Here is a 23,457-nt window from a genome sequence, read left to right as displayed (position 1 = left end):
GCTGCACTCCAATAAACATAAAAGCCAGGAGATACCCACCATGCGTTACGCACACCCCGGTACTGAAGGCGCGATCGTTTCGTTCAAGGCCAAGTACGGCAACTTCATTGGTGGCGAATTTGTTGCGCCGGTCGACGGCAACTATTTCACCAACACTTCGCCGGTCAACGGCAAGCCTATCGCCGAATTCCCGCGCTCCACTGCCAAAGACATCGACAAGGCGCTGGACGCCGCCCACGCCGCCGCTGACGCCTGGGGCAAGACCTCGGCGCAGGACCGCTCGCTGGTGCTGCTGAAAATCGCCGATCGTATCGAACAGAACCTCGAACTGCTGGCCATCACCGAAACCTGGGACAACGGCAAGGCCGTGCGCGAAACCCTTAACGCCGATATCCCGTTGGCTGCCGACCACTTCCGTTATTTCGCCGGTTGCATCCGCGCCCAGGAAGGCACCAGCGCCGAAATCAATGAACACACCGCCTCCTATCATTTCCACGAACCCTTGGGCGTGGTCGGCCAGATCATCCCGTGGAACTTCCCCCTGCTGATGGCCGCCTGGAAACTCGCCCCGGCGCTGGCCGCGGGCAACTGCGTGGTGCTCAAGCCCGCCGAGCAAACGCCGCTGGGCATCAACGTGCTGATGGAAGTGATCGGCGACCTGCTGCCACCAGGCGTGCTGAACGTAGTGCATGGTTTCGGCAAAGAAGCTGGCGAAGCCCTGGCCACCAGCAAGCGCATCGCCAAGATCGCCTTCACCGGCTCTACCCCGGTGGGCTCGCACATCATGCACGCGGCGGCCGAGAACATTATTCCGTCCACCGTCGAACTGGGCGGCAAGTCGCCGAACATCTTCTTCGCCGACATCATGAAAGCCGAGCCGTCGTTCATCGAAAAAGCGGCGGAAGGCCTGGTGCTGGCGTTCTTCAACCAGGGCGAGGTGTGCACCTGCCCATCCCGTGCGCTGGTTGAAGAATCGATCTACGACGATTTCATGAAAGTGGTGATGAAGAAAATCGAACAGATCAAGCGCGGCGACCCGCTGGACACCGACACCATGGTCGGCGCCCAGGCGTCCGAGCAGCAGTTCGACAAAATCCTGTCCTACCTGGAAATCGCCAAGGGCGAAGGTGCGCAACTGCTCACCGGCGGCAAGGTCGAGCAGCTCAGCGGCGACATGGCTGGGGGCTATTACATCCAGCCGACCCTGCTCAAGGGCACCAACGACATGCGCGTGTTCCAGGAAGAAATCTTCGGCCCGGTGGTCAGCATCACCACCTTCAAGGACGAAGCCGAAGCCCTGGCGATTGCCAACGACACCGAGTTCGGCCTGGGCGCCGGCGTATGGACCCGCGATATCAACCGCGCCTACCGCATGGGCCGGGCGATCAAGGCCGGGCGCGTGTGGACCAACTGCTACCACCTGTACCCGGCGCATGCCGCGTTTGGCGGTTACAAGAAGTCCGGCGTGGGCCGTGAAACACACAAGATGATGTTGGATCATTACCAGCAGACTAAAAACTTGCTGGTGAGCTACGACATTAATCCGTTGGGCTTCTTCTAACCAACCTTCCCCTCCCACGTTTGAAATGCAATCAACTGTGGGAGGGGCAAGCCTCCTTCCACATTTAAATCCCCATAAGTACTTGCGATGTGCATCCGGCACAAAGATGCCGAGTTAAAAACAATAACAATGAAAGGTACTTCCCTATGCCTAGCGAACCCACTGGCTCTTCCGTCGACTTCGAAAAAGTCGACACCGACTACTTCCAACAACGCGAACTTAAAAAAGGCGCCGCCGGCTGGGTGTTATTGGTCGGCCTTGGCGTTGCCTACGTGATCTCCGGCGACTACGCCGGCTGGAACTTCGGCCTGGCCCAGGGCGGCTGGGGCGGGATGTTCCTCGCTACCTTGCTGATGGCCACCATGTACCTGTGCATGTGTTTTTCCCTCGCCGAACTGTCTTCGATGATTCCCACCGCCGGCGGCGGCTACGGTTTTGCCCGCAGCGCCTTCGGGCCCTGGGGCGGGTTCCTCACCGGCACCGCGATCCTGATCGAATACGCCATCGCCCCTGCCGCCATTGCGGTGTTTATCGGCGCGTATTGCGAGTCGTTGTTCGGCATTGGCGGCTGGATGATCTACCTGGCGTTCTACATCATCTTCATCGGCATCCATATCTTTGGCGTCGGTGAAGCCTTGAAGCTGATGTTTGTGATCACCGCCATCGCCGCGATTGCGCTGGGTGTGTTCCTGGTGGCGATGGTGCCGCACTTCAACGTCGCCAACCTGCTGGACATCCCAGTGACCGAAGCCAAGGGCGCCAGCACCTTCCTGCCCTTCGGCTACGTTGGCGTGTGGGCCGCAATCCCTTATGCGATCTGGTTTTTCCTGGCGGTCGAGGGCGTGCCACTGGCGGCCGAAGAAACCAAGAACCCCAAGCGCGACCTGCCTCGCGGCTTGATCGGCGCCATTGTGGTGCTGACCAGTTTTGCCCTGTTGATTCTGGTGATCGCACCAGGCGGCGCGGGGACTTATGCACTGATCAAATCCGGTAACCCATTGGTGGAAGCGCTGGCACTGTCGTACGGTGGCTCGACGTGGATGGGCAGCTTCGTCAACCTGGTCGGCCTGGCGGGGCTGATTGCGAGCTTTTTCTCGATTATCTACGCCTATTCACGGCAGATTTTCGCCCTGTCCCGCGCCGGCTACCTGCCGCGCAAGCTGTCGCAGACCAACAAGAGCAAGGCGCCGGTACTCGCGCTGGTGATCCCCGGCATCATCGGTTTTGGCCTGTCGCTGACCGGCCAGGGTGATTTACTGATCCTGGTAGCCGTGTTTGGCGCGACCATTTCCTACGTGCTGATGATGGCCGCGCACATCACCTTGCGCATCCGCCGCCCCAAAATGGAACGTCCTTACCGCACACCGGGTGGCATCTTCACTTCCGGCGTGGCGCTGGTACTGGCCTGCGTCGCCGTGGTGGCGGGCTTTCTGGTGGATCCTCGGGTGGTGATTGGCGCTGCGATCATCTATGGAGTATTAATTGCTTACTTTGCTTTCTACAGCCGGCATCACTTGGTAGCAGGCACGCCCGAAGAGGAATTCGCGGCGATCCAGGCCGCAGAGGCCGCCTTGCACTGACTGCCGTAAACCTCGGCGCGGGCGCCTTGCCCGCGTCGCCAAGGAGACACTGTATGGCAAGCTTTTCCCACGCGGTCGGTACACAAACCTACCGCTTCGACAGCCTCAAGGACGTGATGGCCAAGGCCAGCCCGGCACGCTCCGGAGATTTTCTGGCCGGCGTGGCGGCACAGAACGACGGCGAACGGGTCGCCGCGCAGATGGCGCTGGCGAATATCCCGCTCAAGCACTTTTTGCAAGAAGCGCTGATTCCTTATGAAAGCGATGAAGTCACCCGACTGATCATCGACACCCACGATAAACAGGCGTTTACTCCGGTCAGCCACCTCACCGTCGGCGGGTTGCGCGACTGGCTGCTGAGCGATGCGGCCGATGAACATTCCCTGCGAGCCTTGGCGCCCGGCCTGACACCGGAAATGGCCGCCGCCGTCTCCAAGATCATGCGTGTGCAGGACCTGGTATTGGTGGCGCAGAAGATCCGCGTGGTCACGCAGTTTCGCGGCACCATGGGCTTACGCGGGCGCCTGTCGACGCGCCTGCAACCCAACCACCCGACGGACGAACCGGCCGGCATCGCCGCGAGCATCCTCGACGGTCTGCTGTATGGCAACGGCGACGCCATGATCGGCATCAACCCGGCCACTGACAGCATCGCCTCGATCTGCGCCATGCTGGAGATGCTCGACGCCATCATCCAGCGCTATGAAATCCCCACCCAGGCCTGCGTGCTGACCCACGTGACCACCTCCATTGAGGCGATCAACCGTGGCGTACCGCTGGACCTGGTGTTCCAGTCGATTGCCGGCACCGAGGCGGCCAACGCCAGTTTCGGCATCAGCCTGAGTGTGTTGCAGGAAGGCTACGACGCGGGCTTGAGCCTGAACCGCGGCGCCCTGGGCCAAAACCTGATGTATTTCGAAACCGGCCAGGGCAGCGCCTTGTCGGCCAACGCGCACTTTGGCGTCGACCAACAAACCTGCGAAACCCGCGCCTATGCGGTGGCACGGCACTTCAAGCCGTTCCTGGTGAACACGGTGGTCGGGTTTATCGGCCCCGAATACCTCTACAACGGCAAGCAGATCATCCGCGCCGGTCTCGAAGACCATTTCTGCGGCAAGTTGCTGGGCGTGCCGATGGGCTGTGACATCTGCTACACCAACCACGCCGAAGCCGACCAGGACGACATGGACACCCTGCTGACCCTGCTCGGCGTGGCCGGGATCAACTTCATCATGGGCATCCCAGGCTCCGATGACATCATGCTCAACTACCAGACCACTTCGTTCCACGACGCCTTGTACGCTCGCCAAACCCTGGGGTTAAAACCGGCGCCGGAGTTTGAGCAGTGGCTGGCGAAAATGGGCATCTTCACGCAGGCCGATGGCAAGGTACGTTTCGGCAACAGCCTGCCACCGGCGTTTCGCCACGCATTGGCGCAATTGGGATGAAGGAGCCTACCGTGCAACCAGACTTGCCTGACAATCCGTGGCTGCAATTGCGCCGCCTGACCCCGGCGCGTATTGCCCTGGGCCGCACCGGTACCAGCATCCCCACCAGCGCGCAACTGGACTTCCAGTTCGCCCACGCCCAGGCGCGGGATGCGGTGCACTTGCCCTTCGATCATGCGGGCCTCAGCCGTCAATTGGCCGAACGTGGACGTGACAGCCTGTTGCTGCACAGCGCCGCGACGGATCGGCACAGCTACCTGCAACGCCCGGACCTGGGCCGACGTTTAAGCGACGAATCGGCCCAGGCGCTGCGCGCGCATACGGCGGCCAACCCTGGCGGCGTGGACCTGGCGGTGGTAGTGGCCGATGGCTTATCAGCGCTGGCGGTGCATAAACATACGCTCGCGTTTCTGACACGCATGGAAGAACAGACCCACGCCGAGGGCTGGTCGCTGTCGCCGGTGATTCTGGTGGAGCAGGGTCGCGTGGCCGTGGCCGATGAGATCGGACAATTGCTCGGCGCCAGAATGGTGGTGATCCTGATCGGTGAACGCCCAGGGCTCAGCTCGCCGGACAGCCTGGGCTTGTATTTCACCTACAACCCCAAGGTCGGCCTCACCGATGCCTACCGCAACTGCATTTCCAATGTACGTCAGGAAGGCTTGAGCTATGGCATGGCGGCCCATCGTTTGCTGTACTTGATGAAAGAGGCGTGCCGCCGGCAGCTGTCGGGGGTCAATCTCAAGGACGAGGCGCAGGTGCAGACCATCGAGTCCAACGACCCGGACCTGATGAAGGGCAACTTCCTGCTCAGCCCACCCACCGACTGATCCCGGCACGATTGCGCTTTTGGGTGTCTTTAGGCAGCATCAAGTTACGGCCGCGCGTGTGGTCATACCCATTGGAAGTTGAGGCCTGGCATGCGGATCACTCAAGCGACCCTGGAACACCTGGACCTGCTGACCCCGTTGTTCGTCAAATACCGCGAATTCTACGGGGCCCTGCCCTTCCCGGACTCATCGCGCGCCTTCCTGGAGAAGCGCCTGCGCCGCAAGGAGTCGGTGATCTACCTGGCCCTGGCCGACGATGACGACAAAAAGGTGCTTGGGTTTTGTCAGCTGTACCCGAGCTTTTCGTCGCTCTCGCTCAAGCGGGTGTGGATTCTTAACGATATCTACGTGGCCGAAGACGCACGCCGGCAACTGGTGGCGGACAACCTGATGCGCACGGCGAAGAAAATGGCCAAGGAGACCCACGCGGTGCGGCTGCGGGTATCGACCAGCAGCGACAATGAAGTGGCGCAGAAGACGTATGAGTCGATCGGGTTTCGCGAGGACACGGAGTTCAAGAACTACACCTTGCCGATCAGCGAGGATTAAGTTCGACAGACCAAACAACACAGATCCCCTGTGGGAGGGGCGGTGCGACGTGCTCCCTCCCACAGTTGAGTCTTCAGCGGTTCCCAAGTCGCGCACCACGACATTCCCCGCTACAAAACCAACACGCTTTTCACCATTCAATCCGTATAATGCGGCCCTTTCAGGGTTGTAAGAAATACGGCATACAGGTGTAGCCTTATTACCCGAGCTTCCGCACAGGCCTGCAGAGCAGGGCCGTTCACACAGGTGCCACCAATGGATTTCAACCCGCTTGACCTTATCCTGCATCTCGATGTTTACCTCGACCTGCTGGTAACCAATTACGGTCCGTGGATCTACGCCATTCTGTTTCTGGTGATCTTTTGCGAAACCGGCCTGGTGGTCATGCCCTTCCTGCCGGGTGACTCCTTGCTGTTTATCGCCGGCGCCGTAGCCGCAGGTGGCGGCATGGACCCGGTGTTGCTGGGTGGCCTATTGATGCTCGCCGCCATCCTCGGCGACAGCACCAACTACGTGATCGGGCGAACGGCGGGAGAACGCTTGTTCAGCAACCCGAACTCGAAAATCTTCCGTCGCGACTACCTGCAAAAAACCCACGACTTCTACGACAAACACGGCGGCAAAACCGTGACCCTGGCGCGCTTCCTGCCGATCCTGCGCACCTTTGCGCCGTTCGTCGCCGGCATCGCGAGAATGCCCTACGCGCGCTTCTTCGGCTTCAGCGTGCTGGGCACCGTTCTTTGGGTGGGTGGCCTGGTGACCCTGGGCTACTTCTTCGGCAACGTGCCCTTTATCAAGAAAAACCTGTCGTTGCTGGTGGTGTTCATCATCCTGCTGTCGCTGGTGCCGATGATTATTGGCGTGGTCCGCAGCCGCTTTGGCCGCGCATCGTCCGAAGCCAAGTCGCAGTAAACCGCGATGTGGTCCCTCAGCGCCTGGCGTCGCCGGCGCCTGCTGGCCAAGCACCCGATTGCCGATGACACCTGGCAGCGGGTGCGCCACCACCTGACCTTCCTCGATGGCATCAGCACCGAGCAGGACCAATGGCTGCGTGAAGCCTGCGTGGTGTTCCTCGACGAAAAACACCTCACCGCCCTGCCCGGCGTCGAACTGCACCAGGAACACCGCCTGCTGCTCGCCGCCCAGGCGCAACTGCCCTTGATGAACCTCGGCGACCTCGACTGGTACCAGGGCTTCCACGAAATCGTGCTGTATCCCGACGACTTTCTGAGCCCGCAACGCCATCGCGACGCCAGCGGTGTGGAACACGAGTGGGACGGCGAACACAGCGGCGAAGCCTGGCAACAAGGCCCGGTGATCCTGGCCTGGCCCGGCGTGCTCGCCAGCGGCCAATGGGAAGGCTACAACCTGGTGATCCACGAACTGGCGCACAAGCTCGACATGCTCAACGGCGACGCCAATGGCCTGCCGCCGCTGCACAACGACATGCGCGTGCAAGAGTGGGCCAGTGTGATGCAGAGCGCTTATGACGATCTCAACCGCCAGCTCGACGCCGACCCCGACGTAGACACGGTCATAGACCCCTACGCCGCGGAAAACCCGGCGGAATTCTTTGCCGTCACCAGCGAATATTTCTTCAGTGCCCCGGATCTGCTGGTCGACAGTTATCCACAGGTGTACGCCCAGCTCAGCCGCTTTTACCGCCAGGATCCCCTGACCCGCCTGATCCACCTGCAAGCGCGCGATCCGCGTTATCAGCCACAAGACGAATGACCGTACGACGTCTGGCGCATGGCATCGGCAACGGAATATGCCTATAATCGCCGCCACTTTTAGGCCAATCCGGCCAAGTTTCTTGGCCAATTAACGGGGGCAACGCCCAATGAGCTACAGCAAGATTCCGGCTGGCAAAGACCTGCCGAACGACATCTACGTCGCCATCGAGATTCCGGCCAACCACGCGCCGATCAAATACGAAATCGACAAAGACAGCGACTGCCTGTTCGTTGACCGTTTCATGGCCACCCCGATGTTCTATCCGGCCAACTACGGTTTCATCCCCAACACCCTGGCTGACGACGGTGATCCCCTCGACGTGCTGGTCGTCACCCCTTACCCGGTGACCCCAGGCTCGGTAATTCGCGCGCGTCCGGTCGGCATCCTGAACATGACCGACGACGGCGGCGGCGATGCCAAAGTTATCGCAGTCCCACACGACAAGCTGTCCCAGCTGTACGTGGACGTGAAGGAATACACCGATCTGCCGCCGCTGCTGCTGGAACAGATCAAGCATTTCTTCGAGAACTACAAAGACCTCGAAAAAGGCAAATGGGTGAAGATCGACGGTTGGGGCAACGCAGACGCCGCCCGCGCCGAGATCATGAAGTCGGTCGCGGCCTACAAAGGCTGATACCCGCTACTCATTGCCTGGCAATGTAAAAAAGCCCCGATTATTCGGGGCTTTTTTATGGGCAAGATTAAACATCAAGTTCAACCGGCAACCACTTATGTTTAATAACAATGAAAAACTGAAAATATAGGCCACAACTAAGCAAAAACCTACACGCCTAATTCAACGCATGGTTTATTTGCTTTGTTTTTCCGGCCAGTAAACTCGCGTTTATGAATAAATCAGGTGATCGTTTAAAAGCGCTATTACGGGAAGTACATCTTTCCGCCTCCGACTTTGCCAAGAACCGCGGCGTCACGCCTCAACACGTGAACAACTGGTTCAAGCGCGGCGTGCCCATGGGCCGACTCAACGAGTTCGCAGAACTGTTGTGCGTGTCCAGTCGCTGGCTGCGCACCGGCGAAGGCCCTAAACACCCACCGGCCAACTTCCTGCTGGAAGGCCCGGACACTCGAAGAGGACTCGCCAGCACTCGCGAAGGACGCGGTAAATACCTCACGGGCCCCGCCTGCTCCCCGGAAAAACTCGACGTGGAGATCCCCCTCCACCCCACGTTCACCTCAACCGAACGCATCCGCATCTCGCTGCACACGCTCCAGACCCTCAGCGTCAACCCCGACCGCGCGGTAGGCGCCTACATGGTCGACAACAGCATGATCGACATCATCCAACAAGGCGCCACCCTGGCCATCGACCGAGGCCGCACGCAAATCATCGACGGTGAAATCTACGCCGTCGAACACGACGGCATGCTGCGCATCAAATACCTCTACAACCGCCCCGGCGGCGGCCTGCGCATGCGCAGCCACAACGCCGGCGAACACCCCGACGAGTACCTCACCCACGAACAACGCTTCGAGCAAAACTTCCAGATCGTGGGCTGGGTCTTCTGGTGGTCCACCCTCAACAACCGCCGCCCACCCGTCCCGCTGGATGAACACCTGCTGGGCTGGGAAGGCTCTAAAACGGATCCGGAGGTGGGCAACTGAAGTGAATGTGGGTATGATGCGCCGCACATTTGGCAGGGGGCGGCGCAACGCTATCCACCCTGCCCGGCGAAGCGGAGGAGTTCCCGCGGATGCCCCTACTATTCAGCCCGACACGACGTGGGCTGAGCGATTTGAAGGCTGCTGAGGTTTGTCAAAAACAAGCTGAAGCAGTCAGCGAGAAGCCGGCCACAAGCCGGCTTTTTAATGCCTGCACGATTTCAGCGGGCAGCATATTGCGCTACCCGCCTTTGCCCTCGTGTTACTCCACCTGCAAACACTCCACAGCCCGATCCGCCACCATCTTCGCCATCTCCACCAAATGCATCACCGCCCTCTGCGGCGCAGGCACCGGCTCACCGAGCATTTGCGATGTCGCCACTGCGCATTGCAGCAACTCAGCAACTCGCACCCAGGCATCTTCGAAGCTCAGTTCTTCATTGACGGTAAATGGATTGAGAGCACTAGAAGACGACAAATCTGAAGTAACATTTTCCATGGCACAACTCCAATTAAAAGTGTGTACCAATCGAATCCGGGCGACTAAACCCGATCACTGAATGGTCAGCAATGTACCGCAGCCTAGTCATCCCATTCCGCCGGTGCAAGCGACTAAAAGGCTCTCGGAAACGTCCTGCAAATGAAAGGGATCCGACCTGCTAGCCTTTGAAAATCACGTCCGAACTATCTCTGTGTTACCCCCACCCACCCGTATCCCGCGGTGACACTGTCTCTCCTCCCCGTCCCCAGAACCGTCCCAACGAAACATCCTACAAACCCCTCTGCCCCACCCATTCCCCATCGCCCAGCATTTTTTGGCCCAAAACCTGCTTATTGCACACCGTACAATAAAACCACCCTCAAGCCGGTTCACCCTCTACCACCGCTGCCCACCGCAGCCAGGGGAATGCTGATGGCGACTACACCGCTTCACTCTTCCAACCACGGCCTGGCGCGTTCGCTCAAGGAGCGGCATGTCATGTTGATTGCGATCGGCGGCATTATCGGGGCTGGTCTGTTTTTGGGCTCGGGCAAGGCGATTGCCACGGCGGGGCCGGCGTTGTTGCTGGCGTATGCGTTGTGTGGCGGGATGATTTATTTGATTGCGCGGGCGTTGGGGGAGCTGTCGTTGTATCGACCCGGCAGCGGTTCGTTTGCGACTTATGCGCAGGAATTTCTGGGGCCGCGCGTGGCGTTTGTCACGGGGTGGTCGTATTGGCTGATCTGGATTCTGGTGGGCGTGCTGGAGGTCACCGGGATCGGGGTGTTGATGAAGTATTGGTTCCCTGAGTTACCGCAGTGGATCCCCGCGCTGGTTACGGTCGGGGTGTTGACGGTGATCAATCTGTTTGCGGTAAAGACGTTTGGCGAAGTGGAGTTCTGGCTGGCGTTGATCAAGGTGTTGACGATTGTCGGGCTGATCGGCGCGGGGCTGGTGATTTTGTTATTCGGGCTGGAGACCTCGGCGCAGGCCACACCTTCGCTGGCCAATCTGTGGCGCCATGGCGGTTTTTTTCCGAATGGCTGGAGTGGTTTCTGGTATGCGGTGCCGGTTGCCGCGTTCACCTTTGCCGGGGTGGAGGTGATTGGTTTGGTGGCCGCAGAAACGGCCGAGCCGCAGCGCACCTTGCCACGGGCGATCAATAGCCTCATCTGGCGCATGGCGATTTTTTATCTTGGGTCGATTGCGGTGATCATGGCGTTGTACCCGTGGAACCAGATCGATACGGCACAAAGCCCGTTCGTGATGGTGTTCGACAGTATCGGCCTGGGCGTCGCGGCGGGATTTATCAACTTTGTGGTGATCAGTGCGCTGGCCTCATCGTGCAATACCGGGCTGTTCGCGACCAGCCGCATGTTGTTTGCGCTGTCGCATCTGCAGCAGGCGCCGCGACGGTTGCAGGTATTGAGCACACGCCAGGTGCCAGTGCGTTGCCTGATGGTGTCGACCACCGTGTTGCTGGTGGGGGTGTTGCTCAATTATTGGATACCGGAGCGCATTTTCAGCCTGCTGATCACCGGGATTCTGGGGCTGTTGATCTGGGTGTGGACGGTGATCATCGCGGCGCATATGGCTTACCGGCGCAAGGTACGACGGGGTGAGACGCCCGAGGTGGCGTATCGCTTGCCTTGGGCCAGGGTGAGCAGTGTGCTGGTACTGGGTTTTCTTGGGGTGCTGACCGTGTTGGTGATCCGCGATCCGGAAACCCGTGAAGCCTTTTATGTAGCGTCGGCGTGGTTTGCACTGTTGTTGCTGGCGTATCCCAAGCCTCTTGCGACCAAGGAGGTGAACGATGTCTGGAACGCCTGAAAAGCTCGCGCTGGAGCGCTGCATCGAACGTTATATCCAGGCCAACCCGAACAGTGCCCATCAATTGAGCTGGGCCGCGCGGGTGATGCCCGGCGGTAATACGCGTTCGGTACTGTTCTACGAGCCGTTTCCGTTGGTGATGTCGGGGGGGATCGGTTGCTTCCTGGATGACCTGGACGGGCATCGTTATGTCGATTTCCTGGCCGAATACACGGCGGCGCTGTACGGCCACTCTCACCCGGTGATCACCCATGCGCTGACCACCGCGATGGCCAACGGGCTGAACCTGAGCGCCCACACGGAGCTGGAGGCGCGGCTGGCCACGTTGATCGTGGAGCGCTTCGCATGTATCGAGCAGGTACGTTTCACCAACTCCGGTACCGAGGCGAATCTGCTCGCATTGGCCGCGGCAAAGGCCTACACCGGACGCGACGCCATTCTTGCGTTCAACGGCGGCTATCACGGTGGCGTGTTGAGTTTTGCCGGGCCGCACACGCCGATGAATGTGCCGCATCGTCTGCACCTCGCCGACTACAACGATTTGAGCGACGTCGAGCAATTACTGGCAAGGCATCCCGGTGAGTTCGCGGCCATCCTGGTGGAGCCGATGCTCGGTGCGAGCGGCTGTATCTGCGCCGAAGAAGGCTTTTTGGAAGGTCTGCGGGAGATGAGCCAGGCCCACGGCACGCTGTTGATTTTCGATGAGGTGATGACCTCGCGCCTGGGCGCTGGCGGCTTACAGGAAAAACTTGGCGTCACCCCCGACTTGATCACCCTCGGTAAATACCTGGGCGGCGGCATGCCGTGTGGCATTCTTGGCGGGCGCCGGGACATCATGGCCCAGTTCGCCCCCCGCGGTGGGTGCCTGTCCCACGCGGGTACCTTCAACAACAATGTATTGACCATGGCCGCCGGCATCGCCGGGTTGGAGCAGGTGTACACCCGTGACGCAGCGGCGGCATTGAACGCGCGGGGCGATTGGTTGCGCGCGCAGCTCAATGCGGTGCTGGCGCGCCTGCCGATGCACTTCAGCGGGCAAGGGTCGGTGATGAACCTGCACCCCACGGCCGCGCCGATCCGGCGCCCGTCGGACAGTCCAACGGATCGAAACCACCTACGGGACCTGTTCTTTTTTCACCTGCTCGAATGTGGGATCTACAGCGCCCGGCGCGGCTTGTTAGCGTTGAGCGTGCCGTTGACGGAGCAGGAATTGATCCGGCTGATCACGGCAACCCATCGCTTTGTCGAGCGCTATGGCGGCCTGTTGCGCAGCGATTGACCGGCGTCCGCTTGAGCGACAGCGCGTCGGTGAGCGACTATTCTTGCGCCGTCGCTCAACGGAACAAAACCCATGACCAGCAAAACCGCAAACCCACGGGGCCGGCGTAAAAAGACCGTGGGCGAAGCGTCACAAGGTGTGCTGAACAAGGACACAATCATCGCCGCCGCGCTGGCCTTGATCGACCGCGACGGCCTGGACAAATGCAGCCTGCGTCACCTCGCCAATCAACTCGGCGTGTACCCCACGGCTATCTATTGGTATGTCTCTTCACGCGAGCTGTTGTTGAGCGAAGTGCTGGCCAAAGTCCTGGCGTCTGTGGCGCCGCCGCCCCAGGCACGCTGGCAGGATTACCTGCGTGCGGCGATGCTCAACTGCCATGACGCCGTGCGTCGACACCCGAATATTGCGCCATTGCTCGGGGCGCAATTGGTGTCCAACAGCCGTACCGACTTCACGCTGGTGGAGGGCGTATTGGCCGCCTTGCAACAGGCCGGTTTCAGCGGTCCGGCCTTGGTTGGGGCGTACAACACCTTTATCGCCGCTCTCGCCGGTTTCACCACGCTGGAGTTCGCGCCGCTGCCGGATAACACCCACACGTGGCAGGATCAGGTGCAGCAAAGCCTGCAATCGGTCGACGCCGAACAACACCCCACCCTCGCGCAAAACATGCACCGGTTAAGCAATCGCGGTTTCAGCCTGCGCTGGCAAAACGGCGTAGACGCGGCGCTGGATGAGAGTTTTGCGTTCTATGTCGACACAGTCCTGTGCGGCCTGGAAACCCTCGCCCCCCGGTGATGCCCCCGCCCGCATTGTCTCCTTTGAGTTGACGGTAAGACACGCAACAGCCAATTTATCAACGCATCGCCACCCATTAATCTGTGCCCATGTTGAACGCAACGCCCAAACCCACTTAAACAAAAAGGATTCAACCATGAGCACTGCAACCTACAACCGCTTGAACAAAGACGACGCCATTGTTCTGCTGGTCGACCACCAGACCGGCCTGATCTCCCTGGTGCAGGACTTCTCGCCCAACGAGTTCAAGAACAACGTGCTGGCCCTGGCCGACCTGGCCAAGTTCTTCGACCTGCCGACCATCCTCACCACCAGCTTCGAGCAAGGCCCCAACGGCCCGATCGTACCGGAGCTCAAAGCGATGTTCCCGGACGCGCCGTACATCGCCCGCCCCGGTCAGATCAACGCCTGGGACAACGAAGACTTCGTCAAGGCGATCAAGGCCACCGGCCGCAAGCAGATCATCATTGCCGGTGTGGTCACGGATGTGTGCGTAGCGTTCCCGACCTTGTCGGCGCTGGCGGAAGGGTTCGATGTGTTTGTCGTGACCGATGCGTCCGGCACCTTCAACACCACGGTGCAGCAAGCAGCCTGGAGCCGCATGACACAGGCCGGCGCGCAGATGATGAACTGGTTCTCGGTGGCCTGTGAGCTGCACCGCGACTGGCGCAACGACATCGAAGGGCTGGGGAATTTGTTGTCCCAGCGGATTCCTAACTATCGCAATTTGATGAACAGCTACTCGGCGCTGACTGCCGTCAAGGCTAAGGTAACGACATCCCTTCAATAGGGTAATACGTAGCAGCTGTCGAGCCCTGGCGAGGCTGCGTGGGCGGTGTGTCTGACACGCCGTCGACGCAGCCTCGCCAGGGCTCGACAGCTGCTACGCCAGGGGAACGCTCAAAATCACGTCCCGTCAATCCAGGATCAAATGCGGCAGAAACCGGCTCGAATCCTTGGTGATCAAACTGTTGTCCTCCCGCACACCAATCCCCGCCGCCTGATCACCAATCACCCAAGACCCGATCAGCGTGTAGCTGTCGCCAAATTTCGGCAACGGTGCAAATTCCTGAAGGATGAAAGGCGCATCGGTGTAGGGGCCGTCTTCTTTGACGATCAGACCATCGGCGGTTTGCAGTTCGATGTTGGCGCCTTCGCGCGAGAAGAACGGCTTGCGCACCCAGCCCTTTGGCACGGCTCGGCCTGGCTCGGTATCCAGGTGGGCCGCGAGCAGGTTGGGGTGGCCTTTGTTGAACTCCCACAACAGAGGCAGGATGCCTTTGTTGGAAAGAATGGACTTCCACGCAGGCTCGAAAAACTGCGTGTCACTCTGAGCAATCGCGGTACCAAAGGGTTCGTGGAAGATAAACTCCCAAGCGTGCAGTTTGAACAGGTGAGGAATCCAGCGATCCTGCAGGTCGACGAAACGGCCTTCGCTGGTCAGGCCGATGTCTTCGATATCGATGTGACGTGATTCGATGCCGACTTTCTCCGCGACCAGGCGCAGGTAATCCGTGGTGCCTTTGTCTTCGATCGAGTCTTTCATCGAAGCAAAGTAGAACGGCTGGTTGAGCTGCAATTGAGCGAAAGCCTGATGCAGTTTGGTGTCGATGCTGTTGAATTGGTCGGCGTGCCTGGGCAGCAAGCCGCGTTCGATGCACTGCTCCAGCCAGCCCCATTGAAACGCCGCCGCCTCATACAGGCTGGTTGGCGTGTCGTAGTTGAGCTCCAGCAATTTGGCCGGCCCGGTGCCGTTATAGGAAAAATCCATGCGGCCATACAGATGCGGGTGGCCTTCGAGCCATGAGGTGCGAATCATGTCGTAGAACGGCGCGGGAATGCTCAGGCGCCCCAGCAGCGCCTCGCTCTGGACCACACGGGCCACGAGGTCCATGCACATGTCATGGATCTCGGTGGTCGGGTCTTCGAGGTCGCGCTCGATTTGCTCGAGGGTGAACTGGTAATACGCGCGCTCGTCCCAGTAAGGTTCGCCGTCGATGGTATGGAACAGAAAGCCCAGGCTGTCGGCGGTCTGTTTCCAGTCATGACGCTCTGCGCAATGGATCTTCTTCATGGCCCGGGCTCCTTAACTGCTCGACCCGCCGCCGCCCCAGCCACTGCGTGCGCTGGCCTTGCTGCCAAAGCCGCCACGGGAGGTGGCCGAGGCAACGGCGCTCGACTTGCTGGAGGAACGCAGGGTATTGGCGTAATCGCTGCTGCCATACCTGGCCTGGTTGGACCGGCCGAATGTCGCCCCATTGGAGACGCGCTGATTGAGTGTCGAGTTGCCATAGTCGCCGCGATCATCGCGGTAGCGATACACCGGCTCGGAGCGGTAGCTGTTGCGATTGCTACTGAGCATGTTGCCGATCAGCAGGCCGGTCAGCAGGCTGCTGGTGGAGAAGCCTGAGCCGCCATTGCTCACTTGCGAGCCAGGCACTTGCGCTTGGGCAGCGTCCACCTGGGACTGTGTCACTTGGCCTTCGGCGGTCAGTTCGAAACCGCCCAGCTTGGGGATGAACTGGCCGTTGGAGTCCAGCTGGCACCAGCCGGCGACAAAGTCGGCATCGCAATCGGCCTGGCTGGCGTACACCGGGGCGATGCGGCGATGCTCGGCCATGGCCGTCATATAGGCGTCCGAGCACACGTCCACCGGCAGCTTTTCATCGGCACATTGCTGGACCGACTGGAAGTTGTACTTCTTTTGCAAATCGTAGGTTTTTTCCGTCGGCCCGCAGCCGGATATCGCCATGGCGACCGACGCGGCCAGCGAAAGCTGGACGTACTTGCTTCGTTTCATCGTGGGCTCCGTGCGCAATCAGTTCTGGGAAGGCGTCATGCACGCGGCATTCAGCATGCCGACGCTGAAGGCCACCGCGGCCACGTAGATGCCGGCGGCGAGCTCGCCTTTCTTGATGCGCGCAGAAGTGCCTTTGAGCACCAGGCTGGTCACCAGGAACGCCAACAGTTGGACGATGGCCGCAATCAATGCCCAAACCACGAAGTCGAGGATGCTGATCGAGTAGGCAATGACGTTGCTGGCTGGAATGGCGAAGCCGATGATGGCGCCGCCCAAGGCGACCGCAGCCGACACGTTGCCCGCACGGATCAGTTCGAATTCCTTGTGCGGTGTGAGGCGGGTGTAGACGAACTGAAACAGCGCGAACAGTACGGCAGCCCCCAGGAGGTAGCTGACAAACCCGAACACAGCCGCTTTGTTCAGGGAGATGGAGAGAGCTTCTAGCATGGACGACTTCCTTTTTCAGAGCGCATTCAGGTCGGTTGTGTACAGCGAAATGCCCAGCGACGTGCTCAGGCTGACGGTGCCTTCGGTGTCTTCTTCGACGGAAAACAGCAAAAACTCTCGACGGTCGGTCAGGCCTGTATCGCGGGCGTACAGCATTGAACGGTGTTCGACGATGTAGGAATCTTCTGGATTGATCACTTGCTCGCTCATCGCCACCAGTTCTGTCTGCCCCTCCTCGCTCCCCCATACGCGGGCGTATTCCACGCCGTTGTGGGTGTAGGTCGGCAACCCGATCAGGCTTTGTGGACCCGCCAGCCGACGCAGTTCCGCTTCGCTGCTGATAGTGACGTAACTCAGGTAGTTGAACAGGATCACCGACTCGACCTGCCCGGCGATGTCACCTGTAGTGTGTACCTGCAGCCAGTAATCTTCGTCGTTCATGTAGTAGCGCGACAGCCAGGTCGACTGCCCCAGGTCAACGGTGCCGTTACTCCAGATCTCCTGGGAGCCGGGGATCACCACCGAGGTTTTCTCGTCGAGCAACAATCTCAGGGTCGCGTCGAACATCACGCCTTTGCCCGGTGCCAGGCCCAACGGCCCCGTGGTTGGCAGGGTGGCGCCGGCAGTGCCTTTGGACGCTGTATTTGCGTTTGGGGCTTCAAGCCCCATCAATTGTTTAAGCCATCCCATTGGAAATTTCCTTGAGGCGGGTGGAGGCGATATAGAAGAGTTCGCCGCCTTCAACGCGCGTTGCACTGGGCGGGTTGATCGAGGGCTGCCGGTCACCTTTGGCGCGATAGCCGATAAGGGTAGCGTTGTGGTGCTCTTTCATCTGCGTGTACAGATCGCCGAACGTGGCTTCAAAAGCCTCGGGCAATTTCATCAGGTATTGAGTGGCACCTTGCCCTACGCACAGCAGCTCATTAATGACGACGGACGAACCCGGATCCTGGGAAGCGCGTACCAACATCTCGATAGCCATGCTTGAGGTGCATTCCAGGCGGGGCGCGTAGGAGCTGGCGAGGGCGGCGATTTCACTTTCATTGAAGTGGGCGACCACATGCCCGACAGGACTCAACTGATTCACCGCCAGTACGGTGGCCAGGGTCAGATCGTCGGACGGGGTACGCACCAGCACACGCTCGGCCCCCGGAACCCCGGCACGCAGTAAGAACGCCGTAGAGGACAGGCTTTCACCACGAATGAACGCCGCCTTGCCCGGCATCGGGTTTTCCTCGAGGGTGCAGTCGCAGATGACGATCAGGTTGTCGTTCGAGGTTTCGTCCTGAAGCAACAATTCAATGACCCGCTCGCTGCACGCCCCTTCCCAGCCAATGAGCACCGTATGGCCAACCTTGCCGGTGAAATCGCCTTTGCCCTTCATGCCTTTTCTCCATGCATCGATAACACTGCTGGTGGTTTTGCCGATGGCTGCCGTCAACAGCGCAATGCCCCCGAGCATGACCCAGGTAGCCACAAAAACGCGCCCCGCCGCTGTCTGCGGCGCAAGATCGCCGTAGCCGACGGTAAGCGTGGTGGTGAGATAGAAGTAAACGAACGTGGCCGCAGCGGTGAGGTGCTGTTCGCCCAGCAATACAAGGCCCAGATAGGCCGTGCTCAGGTGTATTCCCAGGGCAACGACCAGGCCTGCCCAGCCGAATCGGTGAAAGAGGGACGATGCGTACAGGCGCAATAAAAGAAAAATCGACATATCGTCCCTGGCTCCCTGGGGTACTTGATCCCTCATGGCGTCGCCTCTACGTCTGGAGGCTATCGCGCATTCAGCCGGCATTAAACCTGCTGCGCGGCGTCGAGAGAAGTACCTTGGCTGCAATAAATCCGGCGAACGCACCAAAAAGATGGCCTTCAAAGGAAACGCCCTGGCGAGGCAGAAAGCCAACGACCAGGCCGCCGTACAATAAAGCCACGACACTGGCCGTTATCAGGTTGCTCCAACTGCGGTGAAACCAGGCGCGAGACAACAGGTAGGCCCATAGCCCAAATACCCAGCCGCTGGCACCGATGTGCAGACCTGCGAAACCGAACAACCAGACCAGCGAGCCGCCCAGCACAATAATGATCGCGCTGACGGCCATAAACCGTTTGCCCCCTTCGATGATGACCAGGGTGCCCAGTATCAAAAAGGCAATCAGGTTCGCACTCAGGTGGGCAAAGGATGCGTGCAAAAACGGTGAGGTGAGGATGCCGGGCAACCCGTGCATCGTTCTCGGGATCAGTCCGAACGCCATAAGGCTGTAACCGGTCACGGCATTGAGCAATTGCAGCGCGACCATGAACAGGGCCAAGCCTGCGATTATCTTGAAACCCTTAAGGGCACCCATCCCGACCTCGACACCTCGACATAAAAAAGAAGGGCAACTGATGCCCTTCTCGCGGCGACGTCGTTTACTCGGCCGACTTTTGCTTCAGGCGTTCCAGAATCGCATTCGCGCTGCCTTCGTTCGGCGTGATGCCGGCCTCGCGCAATTTGCGCTCCAGGTCGGTCCCCGTCGAGGCCTCAGCCAGCTCATCCTGGGCTTGCAGTTCGGCGGCGCGTTGCTGCTGCTTGGCCTGCAAGCGGTTGAGCGTACCGACAGCGGTTTCCAGCTTGCCGTTGGCACCGCCACTGGCGATGGACGCACTGACCTGGGCCTTCTGTACGCTTTCGCGGCCTTGGCCATGTCCACTTGCTGGCGCAGGCTTTTAATCCGGCTTTCGGCCTTGGTGATGTCCTTGCGCATGCTGTCGGCGTACCCACCGAATTCGGTGGTCTGCTTCTGCTCGACGTCGCGCTCGTTGGTCAGGGTAGAAATAGCTTCGGCCACTTCCAGGGCCAGGTCTTCACGGTTGGCCTGAATAGCGGCCATCGCCTTGGATTCCAGGTCCTTGATCTTGGCGTCGTACTCGCCGACGCGATCAGCCGCCAGTTTGTGCTTGGCCATGATGCTGACCAGCTCACGCTTGGCGTTGGCCAACGCGGTGTCGGCATCGCGAATTTCCTGATCGAGGATACGCAGGGCCTGTTGGTCGACGATCGATTCGCCGACTTCGCTGGCACCGCCACGCAGCGCGGTGAACAATTTGCTCCAGATGGATTGAGTCATTGGATACTCCCGAATACTTAATTGAAGAAACGTTCGAAGGCTTCGCTGGCGCGCTGCACGTTATCGACGAGGGTTTTCACCTCGGTCACGATGTTGGTCAGGCTGGAGTCGGAGCTCAATGCGCCGAACATGTTGTAGACCACCTGTCCGTTGGGCATGGACTCGATACCGATCGAGGACAGCGGGAACATTTCCCGGCTGCGCAGCACGGCATCATTGAATGCCGTTACGTCAGTGATGGACTCGATGTCGACCAGCACGGTATCGACGATGATCTGCTCGCCCACTACTGCGATGTAAATCGGCAAGCCTCCGAAATCGTTCATCTCCAGCTTGATACTGGATTCGGAACCTTGAACCAGAGACAGCGTAATGTCGTTGGCAACCACTTCGTCCAGAGCCTGAAGCGCACTGAAGAGGCGGTCGATGTTCCAGTTGGTACCTGCGCTCATGTAGTTCTCCGATATGAATGAGCCCGCCAGAATCGGCTGACGGAGCTGTTTCTCCATTTGCTTGAGCAGGCTTCGGTTTTCGGGAAGCACCCAAGTTTCGTGTTTCACATAACCGGCCGCCGCCAGGCCCGCGCGCATCTGCTTCATGTAAAAGCTCGATGGCTTTTTCGCGGACGGTTTCAAGCGCTCTCCCTTACGGCCTGGTGAATCTGTCTCGGGCCCTGCTGGCGGGCTCGATGGAGAGCTGCTTTTCATGGTACTGACCTCGTTGTGAAAAACTCACGCGTGAGAAAATCTACAGGTAATGTTCGCTATGCTCAATAGCTCACGCGTGAGATTTTTCTACGCACGTTGGATGAAGGGTTATGCAGCGCTGACGGCTCATCAGAAGCAAACCCGGCGACTGACCTGTGCTGCAAAGCAGGTGTGTGGAGCTCTTCCTATCCCGCCAGCTCCCGCTCGATCTGTTCGATGCTCGGCAAACTGGTTTGAAGCGCTGCCGGCAACGCCTCCCTTAATTGATAGTGCGCCACGCCAATCGGCCGATTGTTGTCGCGCAGCGCATATTCGGCCACTACTTCATTCTTGCTCTTGCACAACAAGAGTCCAATGGTCGGGCCATCCTGGGGATGTTTGAGTTGGGCATCCACGGCGGCGAGGTAAAAACTCAGTTTGCCCAGGTGCTCTGGCTTGAATTTTCCGGCTTTGAGTTCGATCACGACGTAACAGCGCAGCTTCACGTGATAGAACAACAGGTCAATGAAGAACTCATCGCCACCCACGTCCAGTAGTACCTGTTGGCCGACGAAAGCGAAACCTGCCCCCAGTTCCAGCAAAAAGTCGGTCACGTGCTTGATCAGGGCGTTTTCTATGTCGCGCTCCTGCGCATCCAAGGCCAGGCCAAGGAAATCAAAACGATAGGGATCTTTCAGCGACTCGCGCGCGAGATCCGATTGCGGCTTTGGCAAATGGCTCTCAAAGTTGCTGACAGCCTTGCCGCTGCGCTCCAGCAGACGATTTTCGATGTGCATCACCAGCGTATTGCGTGACCAGTTGTGTTCGATTGCCTGGGCGATGTACCAGCGGCGGGTTTCAGGGCCCGGAAGTTTGTCGAGCATTACCACGCTGTGACCCCAGGGCAATTGTGCAGCAGCTTGTTGCACAAACTCCAAATCCGGCCAGGCCTCGGCAAATGCACGCATGTACTTCAGATTACGCGGCGAAAACCCCTTCATTTGGGGAAAAGCCGCGCGCAAATCCTGAGCGAGCCGGTCGATAACCTTGCTACCCCAACCCTGCTCGCTTTGGCGGGTCAAAATATCGTGTCCGATTTTCCAGTAGAGCAGCACCAACTCGCGGTTGACGGCGAATGTTGCGCGTTGCTGCGCCGTATGAATACGGCCCTTGAGGTCGGTCAGCCAATCGCTGTAGCCCTCAGGCGATGCGGTCACGCCGGTAGATACGTTGCTCATGCCCGTCTCACGTTTGGGTTTTCGGCAGACTAGGCACAGACCTGTGCCGTCACAAGTGCTTATGAATACTTCAGGAAGCGCCCTTCAAACCTTGCGGAACGGTCCTGCTGGCCTTTGCAAATCGACGTATTGCAATCCTCTCTCTTGACTCTCCCCTATACGGCACCCCCTACCCTGAATCTCATTTCAGGAGCTGTTCACATGAGCCAACGCATCCTGGTCGTCCTCGGCCACCCGTCCAACACCAGTCTCTGTTCAGCCCTCGCCGACACCTATACCCACGCAGCAAAAACCGCCGGCCACGAAGTCCGTGTACTGCGCTTGGGCGATCGGGTGTTCGACCCCGTCCTGCACGACGGTTACACACAGACCCAGCCATTGGAGGCCGACCTGCAAAGCGCCCAATCCGACATCCTCTGGGCTACTCATCTGACGTTCGTGTTCCCGATCTGGTGGGGTGGTATTCCAGCGTTGATGAAGGGGTTTATCGACCGTATTTTCCTACCTGGTTTTGCCTTCAAATACCGTGCGGGCAAGGCATTCCCTGACAAGCTATTACACGGCAAGACTGCGCATTTGTTAGTGACCCTGGACACACCGCCGTGGTATTACCGCTGGTTCCAGCACATGCCGGGCGTGCATCAGATGCGCAAGGCCACGCTGGCGTTTTGTGGCATCAAGCCGATCAAGACGCTGCTGTTCGGGCCGGTACTCGGCTCTACACCGGCACAACGGGACAGATGGCTCAAACAAGCCGGCGCACTATTTGGAAAAGGGAGTTTTCATGTACATCGGCAAAGCCGCGCAACGGTCGGGCACCACCATCAAAGCGATTCGTCACTATGAGGCCATAGGCCTGCTGCCGGCGCCGCAGCGTCAGGGCCAGTACCGGGTCTATTCGGAGCAGAGCGTTGAGCTGCTGATGTTTATCAAGTGCGCGCAGCAGTTGGGGTTCAAGCTCAAGGAGTTGCAGGAGATTCTGCGCGACAGCCCACGAGAAACCTTGCCCTGGGACCGGGCAGACCACGCCATCGCCAGCAAAAAACGCGAGCTGGCCGCGCAGATTACCGAGTTGCAGAAAATGCACGCAGGGCTGACAGCGTTTGAAAGCCAGTTGAAAGAGGCGCAGGGACAATGCTCGTCAATGAGCTTGGTCGTTATTTGAAGTAGCCCTTCAGCGCGAGTTGGCGCTGACTTTTACGCCGCTGTCGTAAGCCCATTCTGATTTTCCCAACCGTTCATCCAGCCGCTTTTTGCTGCGGCAGACTCCGACGCCTTGCCCCCTGCCGAGACGTCACGGATGACCCACGCCGCCCACATTGCCTCTATCGAACATGAGCTGAATGGCTTTCATCAGGGCCTGGCGGTGTATCGCCAGCAGATGGGCGCCTGGTATTCCCGTGCGCTCGATTCGGTGAGCCATGCCGCGGATATGCCGTCGTTGCTGGACATGGACCGGGTGGTGCGGG

General features: G+C 59.4%; 24 protein-coding genes and 1 pseudogene. 15 read left to right on the top strand and 10 right to left on the bottom strand.

Going from position 1 to position 23,457, the window contains the following annotated elements; all coding sequences use genetic code 11:
- Nucleotides 1–40: 40 nt before the first annotated feature.
- From exaC to JWR98_RS19260, 9 genes are all read left to right on the top strand, one after another.
- Nucleotides 41–1,561: an acetaldehyde dehydrogenase ExaC gene (gene exaC / locus JWR98_RS19300; protein WP_003176316.1), complete on the top strand. Its 1,521-nt coding sequence runs from the start codon at nt 41–43 to the stop codon at nt 1,559–1,561.
- Between the two features lie 146 nt (nt 1,562–1,707).
- Nucleotides 1,708–3,141, top strand: a complete 1,434-nt coding sequence (gene eat / locus JWR98_RS19295) for an ethanolamine permease (protein ID WP_078734821.1) — start codon at nt 1,708–1,710, stop codon at nt 3,139–3,141.
- 53 nt (nt 3,142–3,194) lie between these two features.
- Entirely contained in the window at nt 3,195–4,589 is a 1,395-nt protein-coding gene (locus JWR98_RS19290; RefSeq protein ID WP_078734822.1) for an ethanolamine ammonia-lyase subunit EutB, read from the top strand.
- The gene (gene eutC / locus JWR98_RS19285; protein WP_078734823.1) at nt 4,586–5,419 is read left to right on the top strand and encodes an ethanolamine ammonia-lyase subunit EutC; all 834 of its coding nucleotides are present in this window, start codon (nt 4,586–4,588) and stop codon (nt 5,417–5,419) included. The genes JWR98_RS19290 and eutC overlap by 4 nt, the downstream gene beginning before the upstream one ends.
- Before the next feature lie 90 nt (nt 5,420–5,509).
- Nucleotides 5,510–5,968, top strand: coding sequence for a GNAT family N-acetyltransferase (locus JWR98_RS19280; protein WP_003176320.1), 459 nt, complete (start codon nt 5,510–5,512; stop codon nt 5,966–5,968).
- A 255-nt stretch (nt 5,969–6,223) separates the two neighbouring features.
- On the top strand, nt 6,224–6,880 hold the full coding sequence (locus JWR98_RS19275; RefSeq protein ID WP_078734824.1) for a DedA family protein: 657 nt from the start codon (nt 6,224–6,226) through the stop codon (nt 6,878–6,880).
- 6 nt (nt 6,881–6,886) lie between these two features.
- Nucleotides 6,887–7,702, top strand: coding sequence for a M90 family metallopeptidase (locus JWR98_RS19270; protein WP_078734825.1), 816 nt, complete (start codon nt 6,887–6,889; stop codon nt 7,700–7,702).
- A gap of 109 nt (nt 7,703–7,811) precedes the next feature.
- Complete coding sequence (gene ppa / locus JWR98_RS19265; RefSeq protein WP_003176323.1) at nt 7,812–8,339, top strand: inorganic diphosphatase; 528 nt, start codon at nt 7,812–7,814, stop codon at nt 8,337–8,339.
- 212 nt (nt 8,340–8,551) lie between these two features.
- Nucleotides 8,552–9,328, top strand: coding sequence for a LexA family transcriptional regulator (locus JWR98_RS19260; protein WP_078734826.1), 777 nt, complete (start codon nt 8,552–8,554; stop codon nt 9,326–9,328).
- Between the two features lie 259 nt (nt 9,329–9,587).
- On the opposite strand, the gene JWR98_RS19255 is transcribed toward JWR98_RS19260, so the two are convergent.
- Nucleotides 9,588–9,824, bottom strand: coding sequence for a DUF6124 family protein (locus tag JWR98_RS19255; protein ID WP_205490944.1), 237 nt, complete (start codon nt 9,822–9,824; stop codon nt 9,588–9,590).
- 414 nt (nt 9,825–10,238) lie between these two features.
- Between JWR98_RS19255 and JWR98_RS19250 the strand changes: the two genes are divergently transcribed.
- The 4 genes from JWR98_RS19250 to ycaC all read left to right on the top strand — a co-directional run bounded on the left by JWR98_RS19250 (nt 10,239) and on the right by ycaC (nt 14,503).
- Nucleotides 10,239–11,636 carry an amino acid permease gene (locus JWR98_RS19250; protein WP_078734828.1) on the top strand — a complete coding sequence of 466 codons (1,398 nt, stop codon included), beginning with the start codon at nt 10,239–10,241 and terminating at the stop codon, nt 11,634–11,636.
- On the top strand, nt 11,620–12,915 hold the full coding sequence (locus JWR98_RS19245) for an aspartate aminotransferase family protein (protein WP_078743633.1): 1,296 nt from the start codon (nt 11,620–11,622) through the stop codon (nt 12,913–12,915). The genes JWR98_RS19250 and JWR98_RS19245 overlap by 17 nt, the downstream gene beginning before the upstream one ends.
- A gap of 72 nt (nt 12,916–12,987) precedes the next feature.
- Nucleotides 12,988–13,713 (top strand): TetR/AcrR family transcriptional regulator C-terminal domain-containing protein, encoded by a 726-nt coding sequence (locus JWR98_RS19240; RefSeq protein WP_078734829.1) that lies wholly within the window; start codon nt 12,988–12,990, stop codon nt 13,711–13,713.
- Between the two features lie 136 nt (nt 13,714–13,849).
- Nucleotides 13,850–14,503 (top strand): isochorismate family cysteine hydrolase YcaC, encoded by a 654-nt coding sequence (ycaC, locus tag JWR98_RS19235; protein ID WP_205490942.1) that lies wholly within the window; start codon nt 13,850–13,852, stop codon nt 14,501–14,503.
- Between the two features lie 126 nt (nt 14,504–14,629).
- Here ycaC and JWR98_RS19230 read toward each other — a convergent pair whose 3' ends face one another.
- The 9 genes and pseudogenes from JWR98_RS19230 to JWR98_RS19190 form a co-directional block, all read right to left on the bottom strand.
- Nucleotides 14,630–15,787, bottom strand: a complete 1,158-nt coding sequence (locus JWR98_RS19230) for a glutathionylspermidine synthase family protein (protein ID WP_078734831.1) — start codon at nt 15,785–15,787, stop codon at nt 14,630–14,632.
- Between the two features lie 12 nt (nt 15,788–15,799).
- Nucleotides 15,800–16,513: a DUF1190 domain-containing protein gene (locus JWR98_RS19225; RefSeq protein WP_078734832.1), complete on the bottom strand. Its 714-nt coding sequence runs from the start codon at nt 16,511–16,513 to the stop codon at nt 15,800–15,802.
- 18 nt (nt 16,514–16,531) lie between these two features.
- Nucleotides 16,532–16,960, bottom strand: coding sequence for a DUF350 domain-containing protein (locus JWR98_RS19220; protein ID WP_205490940.1), 429 nt, complete (start codon nt 16,958–16,960; stop codon nt 16,532–16,534).
- A gap of 15 nt (nt 16,961–16,975) precedes the next feature.
- Nucleotides 16,976–17,650, bottom strand: coding sequence for a DUF2491 family protein (locus tag JWR98_RS19215; protein ID WP_205490939.1), 675 nt, complete (start codon nt 17,648–17,650; stop codon nt 16,976–16,978).
- Entirely contained in the window at nt 17,637–18,671 is a 1,035-nt protein-coding gene (locus JWR98_RS19210) for an ion channel (protein ID WP_078734834.1), read from the bottom strand. The genes JWR98_RS19215 and JWR98_RS19210 overlap by 14 nt, the downstream gene beginning before the upstream one ends.
- A 70-nt stretch (nt 18,672–18,741) precedes the next feature.
- Nucleotides 18,742–19,302, bottom strand: coding sequence for a rhomboid family intramembrane serine protease (locus JWR98_RS19205; protein ID WP_078734835.1), 561 nt, complete (start codon nt 19,300–19,302; stop codon nt 18,742–18,744).
- A 64-nt stretch (nt 19,303–19,366) separates the two neighbouring features.
- A pseudogene (locus JWR98_RS19200) lies at nt 19,367–20,064 on the bottom strand (PspA/IM30 family protein).
- 17 nt (nt 20,065–20,081) lie between these two features.
- The gene (locus tag JWR98_RS19195) at nt 20,082–20,663 is read right to left on the bottom strand and encodes a YjfI family protein (protein ID WP_179119963.1); all 582 of its coding nucleotides are present in this window, start codon (nt 20,661–20,663) and stop codon (nt 20,082–20,084) included.
- 293 nt (nt 20,664–20,956) lie between these two features.
- Nucleotides 20,957–21,988 (bottom strand): PDDEXK nuclease domain-containing protein, encoded by a 1,032-nt coding sequence (locus JWR98_RS19190; RefSeq protein WP_205490937.1) that lies wholly within the window; start codon nt 21,986–21,988, stop codon nt 20,957–20,959.
- Nucleotides 21,989–22,189: 201 nt separating this feature from the next.
- Between JWR98_RS19190 and JWR98_RS19185 the strand changes: the two genes are divergently transcribed.
- Together JWR98_RS19185 and JWR98_RS19180 are read left to right on the top strand one after the other, a co-directional pair.
- Nucleotides 22,190–22,834: an NAD(P)H-dependent oxidoreductase gene (locus JWR98_RS19185; RefSeq protein WP_205490935.1), complete on the top strand. Its 645-nt coding sequence runs from the start codon at nt 22,190–22,192 to the stop codon at nt 22,832–22,834.
- Complete coding sequence (locus JWR98_RS19180) at nt 22,773–23,153, top strand: MerR family transcriptional regulator (protein ID WP_078734840.1); 381 nt, start codon at nt 22,773–22,775, stop codon at nt 23,151–23,153. The genes JWR98_RS19185 and JWR98_RS19180 overlap by 62 nt, the downstream gene beginning before the upstream one ends.
- The last annotated feature ends 304 nt before the right edge of the window (nt 23,154–23,457 follow it).

The organism is Pseudomonas lactucae, assembly GCF_016937615.1.
GTDB classification, from domain to species: domain Bacteria; phylum Pseudomonadota; class Gammaproteobacteria; order Pseudomonadales; family Pseudomonadaceae; genus Aquipseudomonas; species Aquipseudomonas lactucae.
This window is presented reverse-complemented; position numbering and strand designations above follow the sequence as displayed.